Origin of the sequence: Lysobacter sp. CFH 32150 (genome assembly GCF_022758295.1) — a bacterium.
Lineage (GTDB): Bacteria > Pseudomonadota > Gammaproteobacteria > Xanthomonadales > Xanthomonadaceae > CFH-32150.
In genome coordinates, this window is the sequence record NZ_JALDWJ010000010.1 from 55,765 (window position 1) to 70,613 (window position 14,849).

The 14,849-nt window shown below is 65.3% G+C and carries 10 protein-coding genes; 2 read left to right on the forward strand and 8 right to left on the reverse strand.

Annotated elements, in window-relative coordinates; all coding sequences use genetic code 11:
* Nucleotides 1-6 precede the first annotated feature (6 nt).
* Both MO486_RS14245 and trmL read left to right on the forward strand, forming a co-directional pair.
* Nucleotides 7-708 (forward strand): SDR family oxidoreductase, encoded by a 702-nt coding sequence (locus MO486_RS14245; protein WP_242909102.1) that lies wholly within the window; start codon nucleotides 7-9, stop codon nucleotides 706-708.
* Between the two features lie 96 nt (nucleotides 709-804).
* The gene (trmL, locus tag MO486_RS14250; protein ID WP_242909104.1) at nucleotides 805-1,275 is read left to right on the forward strand and encodes a tRNA (uridine(34)/cytosine(34)/5-carboxymethylaminomethyluridine(34)-2'-O)-methyltransferase TrmL; all 471 of its coding nucleotides are present in this window, start codon (nucleotides 805-807) and stop codon (nucleotides 1,273-1,275) included.
* Between the two features lie 117 nt (nucleotides 1,276-1,392).
* On the opposite strand, the gene MO486_RS14255 is transcribed toward trmL, so the two are convergent.
* From MO486_RS14255 to MO486_RS14290, 8 genes are all read right to left on the reverse strand, one after another.
* Nucleotides 1,393-2,769, reverse strand: a complete 1,377-nt coding sequence (locus MO486_RS14255; RefSeq protein ID WP_242909122.1) for a glycoside hydrolase family 47 protein — start codon at nucleotides 2,767-2,769, stop codon at nucleotides 1,393-1,395.
* Nucleotides 2,766-5,384 (reverse strand): glycoside hydrolase family 2 protein, encoded by a 2,619-nt coding sequence (locus MO486_RS14260; protein ID WP_242909124.1) that lies wholly within the window; start codon nucleotides 5,382-5,384, stop codon nucleotides 2,766-2,768. Before MO486_RS14260 ends, MO486_RS14255 begins: the two co-directional genes overlap by 4 nt.
* Before the next feature lie 5 nt (nucleotides 5,385-5,389).
* A complete protein-coding gene (locus MO486_RS14265; protein WP_242909126.1) occupies nucleotides 5,390-6,598 on the reverse strand; it encodes an AGE family epimerase/isomerase in 1,209 nt (402 codons plus the stop codon).
* Nucleotides 6,599-6,617: 19 nt separating this feature from the next.
* Entirely contained in the window at nucleotides 6,618-7,616 is a 999-nt protein-coding gene (locus MO486_RS14270; protein ID WP_242909128.1) for a carbohydrate kinase, read from the reverse strand.
* Between the two features lie 41 nt (nucleotides 7,617-7,657).
* Nucleotides 7,658-8,929, reverse strand: coding sequence for a sugar MFS transporter (locus tag MO486_RS14275; RefSeq protein ID WP_242909130.1), 1,272 nt, complete (start codon nucleotides 8,927-8,929; stop codon nucleotides 7,658-7,660).
* Between the two features lie 61 nt (nucleotides 8,930-8,990).
* Nucleotides 8,991-10,025, reverse strand: coding sequence for a LacI family DNA-binding transcriptional regulator (locus MO486_RS14280; RefSeq protein ID WP_242909133.1), 1,035 nt, complete (start codon nucleotides 10,023-10,025; stop codon nucleotides 8,991-8,993).
* Between the two features lie 105 nt (nucleotides 10,026-10,130).
* On the reverse strand, nucleotides 10,131-12,536 hold the full coding sequence (locus MO486_RS14285) for a GH92 family glycosyl hydrolase (protein ID WP_242909480.1): 2,406 nt from the start codon (nucleotides 12,534-12,536) through the stop codon (nucleotides 10,131-10,133).
* A 91-nt stretch (nucleotides 12,537-12,627) separates the two neighbouring features.
* Nucleotides 12,628-14,841, reverse strand: coding sequence for a family 20 glycosylhydrolase (locus MO486_RS14290; RefSeq protein WP_242909135.1), 2,214 nt, complete (start codon nucleotides 14,839-14,841; stop codon nucleotides 12,628-12,630).
* Nucleotides 14,842-14,849: the final 8 nt, after the last annotated feature.

Below are 14,849 nucleotides of genomic sequence, written 5' to 3' on the forward strand. Positions count from 1 at the left end.
CGCCCCATGAGCCGTCGCAGCCTCGTCACCGGCGCCAACCGTGGTCTCGGCCTGGAGTTCGTCCGGCAACTGCTGGCGCGCGGCGACCGCGTGATCGCCGCCTGCCGGCACCCGGGCAAGGCCACCGCCTTGAACAGCCTCGCCGGCGAGCACCCCGGCCGCCTGCATGTGCTGCCGCTGGACGTCGCCGACGAGAAATCGCGCACCGCGTTCGCGCACGAACTGCCGCTGGTCATCGCAGACGAAAAGCTCGATCTGCTGATCAACAACGCCGGCGTGCTGCATTCCGGGGAGCGTTTCGGCAGCGTGCCAGCGACGAACCTCGACGACAGCCTGCGCACCAACGCCAGCGGCCCATTCCTGCTGACCCAGGCGCTGGCGCCGCTCTTGGTCGATGGCGCGCGCATTGCCAACCTGTCCTCGACGATGGGTTCGATCGCCAGTCGTACCGAGTTCCGCTCGCCCAGCTACTGCATCAGCAAGGCCGCGCAGAACATGGCCACCGTAATGCTGGCCAAGGCGCTGGCACCGCGCGGCATCGGCGTGATCGCCCTGCATCCCGGTTGGGTGCAGACCGAGATGGGCGGCGAGAGCGCGCAGACATCGCCGGCGCAGGCAGTGGCGGGATTGTTGCGGGTGATCGATGCCTTTCCGCTCGAGCAGAGCGGGCAGTTCCTCGATTGGCAAGGCGAAGTCATGCCCTGGTAGGGCGGGTCTTGACCCGCCTTGGCGCGTAAGGCGGGCGGGCGTGAAGCGGCGGGTCAAGACCCGCCCTGCGATTCCGTTCCCTCTTCCGACTTCAACATGTTCGACATCCTCCTCTACCAACCCGAAATCCCGCCCAACACCGGCAACGTGATCCGCCTGTGCGCCAACACCGGCGCGCGCCTGCACCTGGTGGCGCCGCTGGGGTTTTCGCTCGACGACAAGCAACTGCGGCGCGCCGGGCTCGACTACCACGAGTACGCCACGCTGCAGGTGCATGAGTCGCTCGAGGCAGCACTCACCGCGATCGCGCCGCAACGCCTGTTCGCGCTCAGCACGCGTGGCACGACCCGCTACGACACGCCGGCCTATGCCGCAGGCGATGCTTTCCTGTTCGGCCCGGAAACCCGCGGCCTGCCCGGGGATGTGCTGGCCGCGATTCCGCACGCGCAACGCCTGCGCCTGCCGATGCGGCCCGACAACCGCAGCCTCAACCTGTCCAATGCGGTTGCGGTGGTGGTGTTCGAGGCCTGGAGGCAGCAGGCGTTCGTTGGCAGCGCGACCTGTTGAGACAACCCGAATTCCGCTTCACGTTGTAGGAGCGGCTTATATCCGCGAGCTTTTAGTTGCCCAGAATCAAGAGCTCGCGGCGATAATCCGCTCCTACAAAACCAATAGCAGGTCGGATCAGTTCGGTCGCAGCGGGTGCGCTTCGGTGTTGAAAGTGACGCGGTCGAAGTCCAGCACCTGCTTCGGCGCGAACAACAGGTAGAAATACTTGAAGGTCTCGGCGAAGAGGAAGCTCTCCATCGAATCCGTCTGTTCCTTGCTGCGCACATCCTTCAACGCCGCGTAACCATCCTGGGTGCGGCAATGGCGGACGAAATCCTCGAAGAACTCGCGGCCCATCGCGCGGTATTGCGCATCGCCGGTGTAGCGGTAGAGGTAATAGGCGGATTCGACGATTTCCGGTCGCAACGGATAACCGCCCGACACGACTTCCATCTTCTGGTAGTCGAGCGCTTCCGGCTCGATGTCATGCAGCTGCCACATCTTCAGGCCTGAGGCCTGCAACCGGCGTGCGCGATCCAGATCGCCACCGAGCGCCAGCAATGCCGGCATGAACGCATCGAGCGCCCCGTAATGGGTTGCGGTGCGCTTGCCGGTATCCATGTCGACGTGTCCGTACCAGAGTTCGCCCTCGCGCACTTCATCGGCGAGGTGTTTGTTGACCGCGGCGATGCCGTCTTCCCACATCCACTTGCAGTCTTCGTCACCGAACAGGCGCCAGCACTTGTAGAGGTATTCGTAATAGGAGTCGATGCCGCCGCCGATGTGGCTGTCGCGATCGGTCCACTCGCCGGTCTCCACGTTGATGCCCGCACCGACCAGGCCGAGCTTCGAACGACGGTTGTAGGTTTCCACCAACGCGCGCTTGGCCTTGTCGAAATAGACCGGCTTGCCGGTGAGCTTGCCCAGCATGCCGAACTCGAGCAGCAGCGTGCCGGTTTCGGCTGGATTGCTGACGGCGCCGCGCACCGCGCCGGTGCGCAGGTTGACATGCGTGTACGGCAAGCCGGTTTTGGATTCGAACACCGGTAGCAGGCGCTGGCCGAGATCGTCTGCGAGCTTGAGCAGGCGCTCATCGCCAGTCAGCTGGTAGCCCGAGAGCAGGCCACCGAGCAGGCGGATGGTGACTTCGAAATTCTGCACGTAGATGTCGTGGTTGAACGACAACTCGGTGGCGATCAGTTCGCGGGCTTCTTTCGCTTCCTCGTCCAGGCCCATCAGGATCAGGGTGTCGAGCGCATCCACCGGCGTCATCAGCAACGAATGTGCGTACCAGTCACGCGGCGCCTTGCTCAGCGGCTTGAGCGCGTCGTGCCCCTTGGCGTAGCGCATGTAGCCGCGCCAGGCGTGGCGGGTTTCTTCCTTGACGCGGGCAGCGAGTTTGGTGGCCTGCGCATCGGTGATTGCATCGCGCTTGGCGGTATCGCGGTTGGCGGCGTGGGCCGATGGCAGCGCAAGCGCCAGCAGCAGACAACATGTCGTCAATAGTTTCATTGGTTTTGCCTGGAAGTGAGCGAACGCAGGGTGAGTTGTTGTTGCAAGTCGTCGAGGTTGGCCTTCGATACCAGTCGTAGCGACACAGTTTCACCGGGCAACAACGACAACGCGTTGTCCGAGAGTCCGACATCGAGCTCACCGAAATCGATCCACACCGCGCGTGCCAGCTTGTCGGCGTGCAGATCGAGGCGATAGCCGTCGACGTCGCGCTGCAGTTCGGCGTGCAGGCCGGGGTCGGGCAAGGCGAGTGCTTTTGCAGCGTCGAAGTAAACGATCCGACGCGAGACGGGTGTGTCGTCGACCAGCAGTTCGAACACCGCGGCCGTGCGTACGCGATCGGCACCACGCAACAACTCGGCGTCGGCGTAATTCGCCACGGCCGTCGCGGTGAGCGGCGCCAGCGTGACCGGCTTGCGTTCGTCGCGAAGCACCTTGCCGTCGAAGTCGATCACGCGCAGGCGCAGCTCGCCGGAAACCGATGCCGTCCGGTCGGAGACCAGCGTGACTTCGGTTTTCGCGTCCTTGCGCAGTGCGGCCACCGCGAGCGGCGCGAAGAACCGTCGCGCGTGGAAGTGCAGCGGCTTCCAGCGCCCGTAGTAGTCGATGCTCGCCCACGACGCGCCGGGCCACACGTCGTTGAGCTGCCAGTACAGCGAACCCATCGTGCGCGGACGCGAGGCGCGATGATGCAACGAAGCCAGTTCGATGCCTTCGGCCTGCATCACCTGACTGAGATAGACGAAGTCGGCGAAATCCTTCGGCTCGCCATAGCCTTCGCGGATGTACTGCAGCACGCGCGCGTTGCCGTCGCCGGCCATGAATTTCTGGTGCGCGCGGATCACCGGCGACTCGATGCCCTGCTCCGCCTTCGTCGCGAAGCTGTCGATCGTGCGCAGCGACGGCCAACCCTGCAGGCCGAATTCGGACACGAAGCGTGGCGTCTCGGCGAGGTACGCCTCGATCGGCTTGGACTCGGCCCACACGCCCCAATCGTGCTTGTCGCCATTGTTGGAATCGTTGGCGGGGCCGTCGAGATCGTTGCTCGGCGAACTCGACCAGTACGGCACGCCGCCGCCTTCCCGCACCACGACATCGCGCAGGTCGTGGCCGAACAGCTGCACGTAGCCATCCCACACTTGCTTCGCGAACGCCGGATCGGCTGCGGTCAGCGCCTTGCCCTGGCCCCAGTTCTTCCACGCGGTCTCTTCTTCGTTGTTGCCGCACCACAGGACCAGGCTGGGGTGATCGCGCAGGCGGCGGATGTTGTCGCGCGCCTCGGCGACGACATTGGCGCGGAACGCCGGGTCGTAGGCGGGCTGCATGCCGCCGCCGAACATGAAGTCCTGCCAGACCAGCAGGCCGAGTTCGTCGGTCAACTCGAAGAACGCGTCGCTCTCGTAATGACCGCCACCCCAGCTGCGCACCATGTTCATGTTGGCATCGCGCGCGGACTCGAGCACGCGCAGCAGTTGCGCTTGCGTGACGCGCGCAGGGAAGGCGTCGAATGGGATCGTGTTTGCCCCCTTCGCGAACACCGGAATGCCATTGATGACGAAGGCGAAACCGCGGCCCCACTGGTCGCGCTCACGCCGCAGCTCGACGCTGCGCAGGCCGGTCCGGCGGCTGGCCTCGGCTTGCTTGCCGTTGTCATCGACGACGCGCGCAGTGAAGGTGTACAGCGCCTGCTCGCCGTAGCCGGTTGGATACCAGCGTCGCGGACGGTCGATGCGGAGAGGCACGGCGATCTTGTTCTGTCCTCGCACGAGGGTCGCCTGCTGCTTGACGACCGCTGACTTGCCATCGGGATCGCGATGCTCCACTTCGAGCGTGACCGCACCTGCATCGTCGGACTCGATCTCGACCTCGGCAGCGAGTTCGGCGGCGTGTTCGTCCACCTTGTTCTGCTGCACATGGAAGTCGCCGATACGCAACGCGTCCCAGCTCTCCAGCCGCACCGGCCGCCAGATGCCGGCGGTGACGTAGCGCGGGCCCCAATCCCAGCCGGAGTGGTAGGCGGGCTTGCGCGCGAAGTTGACGGTCATCGCGTCTTTCGGCTCGTCGCCGAAGGGCGAGGGATAGTTGCCGGCAAGTTTGTGCGGCATCGCCTGCACCTGCGGCAGCAGGCGGCGGATCGGAGAGTGCAGCACCACGCGCAGCTGATTGCCGCGTGCGCGTAGTTTGCCCTGCACCGGCACGCGCCAGGTGCGGTGCGCGTTGTCGGCCGACAGCAGCTTCGTCTCGTTGAGATAGACGTCCGCGAACGTGTCCAGTCCTTCGAACACCAGATCGGCGTGCGCGCGCTTCAATGTCGCACGATCGACATCGAACTGCGTCCGGTATTCCCAGGTGCCGAGCCCAATCCACTGCAAGCCGGCTTCAGGTGCGCCGACGTAAGTATCCGGGATTGCGCCGTGGGCAAGCAGGTCGGTGTGGACGTAGCCAGGCACCGTCGCCGACCGCCATTGGGTGGCAGTGTCGTGCTCGGTGGCGAGGGCATCGGTCGGCACCAGGCGGAAAGACCACGCGCTATCGAGCTTGCGCGAAGACGGCTGCGCGGCGAACGCTGCCGACGTCGCCAGGCACAACAGCAGCAGGTACATACGCTGGATCATCGCGATTACTCCGTTGGCTTGCGCACCACGTCCAACACTTCGTAACACGCACCCATGGTGTGGTAATCGGTCTTGCCGGCCGGGCTCTTCTCGTCGCTGTACTTGCGGTTGTCGGCATCGAGGATGCGGTACCACGCGCCATGCGTGTGGTCGACGAAATGCTTCCAGCTGTAGGCCCATAACTGGTCGTACCAGCTCCAATACACGTCATCGCCGGTGCGTGCGGCCAGCAGCGCAGCGGCGGCGAGCGATTCGGCCTGCACCCAGAAATACTTGTCGTCGTCGCAGACGGAACCATCCGGCGCGAAGCCGTAATACATCCCGCCGCGCCGCTGGTCCCACGAACGTGCTAGCGCGGTGTCGAACAGGTGCCGCGCGGTCGGCACCAGCCAGTCAGACGCGACGTGGCGGTCGAGGATCACCAACAGCTTCGCCCATTCGGTCTGGTGGCCGGGCTGGAAGCCCCACGGACGGAACAGGTGTTTCGGATTGTCGCGGTTGTAATTCCAGTCGATGTTCCAGTCGACGTCGTAATGCTCCCAGACGAGGCCGTCGGCTTTCGCCGCCTGGCGCCGGGTCATGTTGTCGGCAAGCGTGAGCGCGCGCTCGAGGTAGCGGCGCTCGCCGCTGGCTTCGAATGCGGCGAGCATCGCCTCGCACATGTGCATGTTGGCGTTCTGGCCGCGGTAGCTGCTGAAATTCCAGCCGGCATCGGCTTCGTCCTTGTACAGGCCAGCCGATGGCTCCCAGAAGCGCAGCTGCAGCAGGTCCCAGGTGTCGTCCATCCATTCGCGCGCCCGCTCGACGCCCGCCTTCAGCGCGGTCGAATACGCCAGCAGCACGAACGCCACGCCGTAGCAGTGGTTGGTCGCGTCCTCGACCACGCCATCACGCAGCGTCCACGCATAACCGCCGCTCACCGGATTGCGATGCACGTCGCGCAGATAGCGCAAGCCGTGATGCACGGCTTCGAGATATTCGAGATTGCCGAACTCCCGATACGCCATCGCGTAGTTGAAGACGAAGCGCGTGCTGCTGACGAGGTGGCGATGGCCGGCGTCGTAGACCGTGCCGTCATCCTTGAAGTAATGGAAGAAACCGCCGGTCGGATCGATGCAGCGCGGATGGTAGAACGCCATCGTCTGCGCGATGTGCGTGCGCAGGAAATCGGCGCTGCGGAAATCGGCGCTTCTGGAAACGGGATTCGCACTCATGGGACAAGGCTCCGGGGAATCATGCGCTGCGGCCCAGGGCATGGGCGCCATCGAACAGGGTCTTGACTTCGGCCAGGGTTGGCATCGCCGCGAATGCGCCGTGTTGGGTCACGGTGAGCGCGCCACAGGCGGCGGCGAAACGCAGCACGTCGGCAAGCGTCGCCTCGTCGTGCAACAGCGCGTCGAAGTTGGCCGGTGTCACCTCGCGCGCAGCGAGTTGGTACAGCAAGCCGCCGACGAACGCATCGCCGGCTGCCGTGGTGTCGATCGCGCGCACGACGAATGCAGGCAGGCTGCCGCGACGGTCGCGGCTGCGCCAGTGCAGCGGCGCACTCCCATCGGTGACGACGATCAGGCGCGCACTCGCGGCCCACAACCGTGCGTAGACCGCCTCTTCGGCGCCGACGTCCGCGGCGAGGTAATCCAGTTCGTTACGCGCCAGCTTGACCAGGTCGGCCTGCTCCAATGCACTCCATAGCCGCGGCAACGGATCGACCTGCGGCGACCACAACGATGGCCGCAGGTTGAGGTCGATGCTGACCAGCGCGCCGTGTTCGCGCGCTTGTGTCATGCCATGCAGGGTGGTCTGCGCGATCGCTTCCTCGGTCAGACTGTTGCTGCAGGCGTGGAAGATCGCGGCATTGGCGAAACAGGCGGCGTCGAAATGTTCCGGCCGAAACAGCAGATCGGCGGCGGGCGGGCGATAGAAGCTGAAGCTGCGTTCGCCTTGGCCATCGAGCGCGACGAAAGCAAGCGCGGTCTTGGCCTCCGCGGTGCGGCGTGCATGATGCGTACCGACGCCGTGGCGGGCAAGGCTGTCGATCAGGAAATCGCCGAACATGTCCTCACCGAACATGCCGACGAATTCACTGCGCCCACCCAGCCGGGCGACCGCGACCGCAACGTTGGCCGGCGCGCCGCCGGCGTACTGGGTGAAGGTGCGCGGCGCGTCCGCGTCCTCGCCGGAGCGGGCGAGGAAATCGATCAACGCTTCACCAAAGCAAACGATCCCGTGCATCCGTGCGTCCTTCCTGACTGCTTCGCTCATGCCCGCCGCGCTCATGCCCGCCGTGAGCCGCGCAAGCCGTACCAGACGATGTAGGCGTAGCACAGCGCCGGCAGGATGAAGGCGTACTGCAAGCCGGTGGTTTCGTTGCCAGTGCTGGCGTGGATGAAGTCGACCAGATGACCCTGCACGAACGGAATCACCGCGCCGCCGAAGATCGCCATCACCAGCAAACTGGAGGCCTTGGGCACCAGCGGGCCGAGCCGGTCGATGACCAGGGTGAAAATGGTCGGGAACATGATCGAGTTGAAGAAGCCGATCGCGATCACGCTCCACAGTGCGAGCTGGCCGTGGCTCAGCGTCGTGGTCAGCAGCAGCGCGATGTTGACCACCGCATACAGGCCGAGCAGGCGGCGTGGATTCGCCTTCAGCAGCAATGCGGCGCCGATGAAGCGGCCGATCATCGCCGACCCCCAGTACATCGACACGTACTTGCCGACGTCTTCCGGGGCGATCGCGCCGATATCCGGGCGCATCGCGTAATTGGCGAGGAAGCTGCCGATGGCGACCTCCGCGCCGACGTACAGGAAGATCGCCAACACGCCGAAGCGCACATGCGGATATTTCAGCACCTCGGTAAACGTGTGGCGCTGCGGATCGGCTTTCTCGGTCGCTTCGGCATGCGCAGGCAGCCGGAACAGATAGACCGCGACCGCCAGCACGATCAACGCCAGCGCCACGCCCAGATACAAAGGCTGCACCGTCTGCGCGCGCTGCGCGGCGGGCAATGCCGCGAGCTGGTCGGCACTGAGCGCGGTGGTGGCAAAGATCAACGCACCGCCCACGGCGGGGCCGATGGTATGCCCGACGGAATTGATCGCCTGTGCGAAGTTGAGCCGGCTCGCGGCGCGTTCCGGTTCGCCGAGCAAGGCGACATACGGATTGGCCGACACCTGCAGCAGGACGATGCCGGTGGCGAGGACGAACAACGCCGGCAGGAACAGATTGTAGGAACCGATCTGTGCCGCCGGCAGGATCAACAGCGCGCCGCCGCCGGCCACCAGCAGGCCGGTCACGATGCCGAGCTTGTAGCCGAGATGCGCGACCACGCGTCCGGCCGGCACGGCCATCACCAGGTAAGCGCCGAAGAAACAGAACTGGATCAGCATCGCCTGCCAGTACTTGAGTTCGAACACCGACTTCAGGTGCGGGATCAGCACGTCGTTCAATTCGGTGATGAACCCCCACATGAAGAAGATCGCGGTCATCGCGATCAGCGCGATGCGCGTGTTCATGGCGGGCTTGTCGATCGTGGTTGTGCTCATGCAGGCAGCCTGGTGGCGTGGAAGGAGGCGCGCCATGTGGCACGCAACGATGAAATGGAAATCAGGACACCGGTGCGCCGCTGCTGCCGCGCACGACGAGCTGTACGGGCGCGACGATGTGGCGTGCCGGCGCGTCGCGGTCGCGCACGCGTTCCAGCAGCAGTTCCGCGGCTTGACGCCCCCGTGCGCGCGGCTCGACCGCGAGCGTGGTCAGCGGGGGGGTGGTCTGTGCTGCTTCGGGGATGTCGTCGAACCCGGTCAGGGCGAAGTTCTGGCCGGGACGCAGGCCGCGCGCGATCAGGCCGAGCTTGAGGCCTAGCGCAACGTTGTCGTTGTAGCAGACCGCCGCGGTGACATCGGTATAACTCGCCGCCAGTTCGGCCGTGGTCCGCGCCGCTTCGACGCGGCTGGGCGTGCATTCGACCAGCCAGCGCGGTTCGGGCGTGATGCCGGCCGCGATCATCGCCTCGATGTAGCCCTGGCGGCGCTCCTGGCAGGAACTGGAATCGGCGTGGCCGCCGAAGAACGCGATGCGGCGATGGCCGAGCGCGAGCAGGTGTTCGGTCGCCAGGCGCGCGCCGCGCCGGTTGTCGAGGGCGAGGAAGTCCCAGTCGGCGCCCGGCAGTTCACGGTTGAACACCAGGACCGCGGTATGCGCGCCGACGAGGCGCTGCACCTGTTCGCCATCGCTGTGTTCGGCCGGCGACAGGATGATGCCGGCCGGGCTGTGTTCCATCAGCGAGGCCAGCACCGCGTGTTGGCGTTCAGGCGATTCGTTGGTGCTGCCGAGCAGGGTGATGTACCCGGCCTCGCCCAGGGCCTCGTCGACGCCGGCGGCGAATTCGGCGAAGAACGGGTTGGACAGATCGTTGATGACGAGGGCGACGCTGGACGAGGTCTGCCGGCGCAGGTTGGCTGCGGCGCGGTTGTAGACATAGCCCAGGCGCTTGAGCTGGGCCTCGACCTTCGCGCGGGTGTCGGCATGCACCAGCGGGCTACCGCGCAGCACCAGCGATACCGTCGCACGCGACACGCCGCTGGCGCGGGCGATGTCGGTGACGGTGACCGGCTTCCTGCCGGATTTGGGTGTGGTCATCGGGTCCTCGTGATCGCAAGCGATCTGCGTCTAATAGATCGATCTAATTTACGTGGTCTGGCGAAATAAAAGCATCCTGCGGCGCAACAATGATGGTTGGACCAATCAGCGTGGCAGGGCGCAAGGTGCGACCGGCAAACTGGCAGCGCCGGTGCCCCAACCCGTGGCAGGCGGTGTGCCGGTCAACCGGAAAGCGATCGTGCCGCCCTGGCGCAATTGCGCCCAATCCAGCCACACCTGCTCGCGCGGGATCCCGTCCACGCTGACGCCGTCGACGTATTGCAGCTGGCGGCCATCGGCGCCCGGCGCTTCGATCGTCAGGCTGCGGCCGTTGCCGAGATCAAGTTCCACCCGTTCGAAGCGCGGCGCATGCAGCAGCAGCTGGCCGGTGCCCGGGACCGCCGGATACATCCCGATCGCACTGAACAGGTACCAGGCCGACATCGTGCCGAGATCGTCGTTGCCGGTGACACCGTTGGGCGCGTTGGTGAACAACGCCTGCGCCGCGCGCAGCACGGTCGCGGTCTTCCACGGCTGGCCGACCAGCGTGTACATCCACGGGCTGTGCAGGTCAGGTTCGTTGTTGGGGTTGTAGCGGTACTGGTTGTAGTAGCTGTACGGGCCGACCACCCAGTGCTTGCGCGCGCCGCCCTGCAGGTCCTTCACCAGTTCGTCGTAGGCGAAGAACGCATCGAGGCGCTTGACCGCGTTGTCCTGGCCTCCCACCGCGGCGAGCAGTCCCGGCACGTCCTGCTGGGTCAGCCACTGGTACTGCCACGCGGTGCCTTCGTGGAAGCCGTGGTTGGAACGCGGGCTGTAGGCACCGTGCGTCGGGGTGTAGAAGTTGCCGTCTTCCATGCGCGGTCGCGGGAAGCCGCGCAGTCCGAGTTCGGCGTCGGCTACATCCGCATCCCAGACCTTGCGCCAGGTGCGACCGCGTTCCTGCAGCGTTGCGGCAGCCGCGGTTTCGCCCAGCGCTCCGGCCATCTGCGACAGCGCGCAGTCGCCCAGCGCATATTCGAACGTAGCCGAACCGCCGTGGTGCTGGTCGACGTCCATGCCCTTGGATGGATACGCGCGGTCGTACGGGACGTAGCCATTGGCGAGGTAGCTGTCGTTGCCCGCGCGACCCTGCGCACGTGACATGGCCGGCGGGCGGCCAGATGCGTTCTGCCACAACGCGTCCCACGCCTGCTGTTCGCGGCCTTCAAGCGCGCCGAAGCGCCACAGGTCGACCAGAAACGGCGTGACTGGATCGCCGGTCATGATGTTGGTGTCGAAATTGGCGTAGCCCCAGCGCGGCAGCCAACCCATCTGCTCGTGGATCTTCAGCACCGAATTGGCGATGTCGCGCGCGCGTTGCGGTTGCAGTATCGCCAGCCACTGATTCTGCGAGCGGTAGGTATCCCACAGCGAGAAGTACTCGTAGTAGGTCCAGCCGTTGGCGACATGGATCTGCTCGTCGTAACCACGATAGCGGCCATCGACGTCACTGCCGGTCAGCGGCTGCAGCAGCGCGTGGTATAGCGCGGTGTAGAACACGCTGCGATCGTCGGCATTGCCGCCGCTGATGCGCACCAAGCCCAGCTCCTTGCGCCACTGCGCCTGCGCCTGCGCGCGCATCGCGTCGAAGCCGAGCAGCCTGCCGTTGCGCTTGCCTTCGGCGTCGAGGTTCCTGCGCGCGCCTTCAGCGTCGACGTGCGAGATCGCGCTGATCGCGGTGACGCTGCGCGACTTGCCGAGGTCGAAGCTGAGCCACGCGCCATTCGGGACTTCCCATTGCGCGCCCATGCTGTGACGCGAACCCGGCGCAGCGCCGTCCTTGTCCCACGTGCCGAAAGCCTTGAACGGGCGGTCGAACTCGAGGCGGAACCAGGTGGTGTATTGCCGTCCGCCGCAGAAACTCTTCGTGACCAGCTTGCCTTCCACCACGCGGTCGCCGACGACGTTGATCACGCTGCCGACGACTTCGTGTTTTTCGTTCGCCTGGCCGACGTTGACCAGCACATGGCCGGTATCCTGGTTCGCCGCGAAGGTGTAACGCTCGGCGCCGGCGCGGGTCAGTGCGGTCGCTTCCGCATCGACGTCGTCGTCATTGGTGTTGGAAGCCGCGGTCAGGCGCACCTTGTAGTAGCCGGCCTGCCCGATCTCGCCATGGTGGGTGAACGCCGATGCGTACTTCTTGTAGTCGAAGGGCTCGGCCTTCTTGTTGTCCGTGTCGAACGTCCCGCCAGGTCCGATCGTGCCCGTCACCGGCAACACCGCAACCTGCCCGCCCTGCTCCCAGCAACCCGCGCCGGAGATGAAGGAATGGCCGAAGCCACGAATCTTCGGATCGGTATAGCGATAGCCGGCGTAGTGCTCGGTGATCGGACTGACCTGGATCAGGCCGAATGGCGCGGATGCGCCAGGAAATGTGTTGCCCTCGTCCTGCGTGCCGATGAAGGTGTTGACCGCCGTGACCGGATCAGCGCCGTCCCGTGCAGCCAGCGCAGGGAGTGCGCACAGCATCGACAACGCGACGACACTGCAACGGCGGAGCATGTGGGACGAGCGTGGCAAGGACTGGGACACGGCGAACCTCGGTGCGAAGGGGGCGTGGTTACTTGACGATGATCTCGTCGGCGAAGAGCCAGGCTTGTTTGCCCGCAGCGGCATGGCCGACAGGCAACAGGCCGTAGCGATCGGCCTCGACGCGCAGGTAGCGTGCGCGCAGCGGCTTCCTCGAGGTGAATTCAATAGTACGGATGGCCGGCGCGGGGTCGAGCGGATCGGCTTCGATCGGCGTCGCCTGCAACGACCGCCAGTGCACGCCATCGGATGAAGCGGACATCCGCACCCTCTTCGGCAGCAGGATCCAAGAGCGGCTGTCCTGCAGGAAGCGCAGGCTCAGCGACTGGAACCGGGTGTCCTGTTGCAGGTCGACGGTCGCGGCGAGATCGCCGTCATCCCAGCCGAGCCAGACGCCATCCCGGAAGTTGTCGCTGCCGGTCAGCCCATCGACCTGCGCCAGCGCGCCAGCGCCCGAATACGTCGGCGACGGTGCCACCGTGTAGCTCACGGTGCTGCCCAGCGCGAGGTGCGACGTCAGCGCATAAGCGCGCGTGGCTGCGTATTGCCGGCCGCGGCGGAACGGCACGACCTTCACCACGCCCGACTGCTCGAGTTCGAGCAGGTCGGTGAATGAAGCCGATGCATCGTCCGGCTCGCTGCCATCGAGCGTGTAGTGCACGACGAGGTCGTCGAAGCCGCGCTCCGCGCGCATCTGCCAACGCTGGCGTTCGGGGCTCCAGGCAAGGGAGTAGGCGACGACATCTTTGTCTTCCGGTCCATACGCGACCTTCCACGCATCCATCAGCGGGTAATGGGCCTGCAGGCGCTGCCAGAAGTCGGCGTAGTCGCGGCCATCGTGGTTCCACAACGATTCCGCCAACGCCTGCAATCGCGGGAACGACATCGCCTGCGCGTTGAGCATGGTGATGTGTTCGGTCCAAAGCGGCGCTTCGGCACCGAGGACCTGGGCGCGGTGCCTGGCGAAGATTGCGGGGTCGGCGCCGCTGTCTGGGTCCCCGCCCACGATCTCAGTGCGATAGACGTCTTCCAGCTTGAGCTTGCTGAGCGATGAATCGAAGTAGTACGGCCCCGCACTGACGACACGGTTGCCATTCGCCAGCGCCTTGGCGCCTTCGGCGTCGCCGCGCCAGACCTCGATGATCGCGTTCCGGTCGGCGCCACCCTCGAGGATCTCGTCCCAGCCCATGAGGGTCTTGCCCTTGCCGGCGAGGTAACGCTGGATGCGCTTGACGAACCAGCTCTGCAACTCGTGCTCGTCCTTCAGGCCTTCGTCGCGGATGCGCTGCTGGCACGACGCGCAGGCCTGCCATTGGTCCTTCGGTACTTCGTCGCCGCCGATATGGAAGTACGGCGCAGGGAACAGCGCGATCACTTCGTCGAGCACGTCCTGCAGGAACGCGAACGTGGTCTCGTCACCGGCGCAGTAGATGTCCTTGTGCACGCCCCAGAATGGCGGCACGTCGATCTGCTGTTTATGGCAGGACAGGAACGGATACGCCGCGATCGCCGCGCTCGAATGCCCCGGCATCTCGATCTCCGGGATCACCATGATGTTGCGCAGCCGTGCGTATTCGACCACGTCGCGGATTTGTTCCTGCGTGTAGAACCCGCCGTATCGTGAGCCGTCGGCTTCGGTGCGCCACGCGCCGACTTCCGTGAGCTTCGGGTATTTCTTGATCTCGATGCGCCAACCCTGGTCTTCGGTCAGGTGCCAGCGGAACGTGTTGAACTTGTAATAGCTCAGCAGATCGATCTGCTGCTTCAGGAAGTCGACCGGAAAGAAATGTCGGCCGACATCGAACATGTGGCCTCGATAGCCGAACTCCGGCGCGTCTTCGATGCGGATGGCGGGGATCGTCATCGTGTTTGCGCGTTGCAACGGCAGCAGCTGCCGCAACGTTTGCACGCCCCAGAACAGACCCTTGTGCGTCGATGCGGCGACGGTGATCCGCTTCGGCGCAACTTCCAGCCGGTAGGCTTCCTCGCCTGCCACTGCGCGATCGAGGCGCAGTTCGATGCGACGGCCCTTGCCTGTTTCGGCAAGCGCAATGCCGGTCTGCTGCATGATCGCCTCATGCAGGAACCTGGCGATCTCTTGCGAGCGCGCATCGGCGGGCGCGTGCAGCGACACCTGTGCGTCGAGCGCAAACGTGCCCTCGCGTGTTTCGATGTGTTGCGGCTTCGGAATCAGCGAGTGCGCATTCGCCGGCCCTTGCAGGCATGGCAAAAGCAGAGCGGCCAACAGCGCTG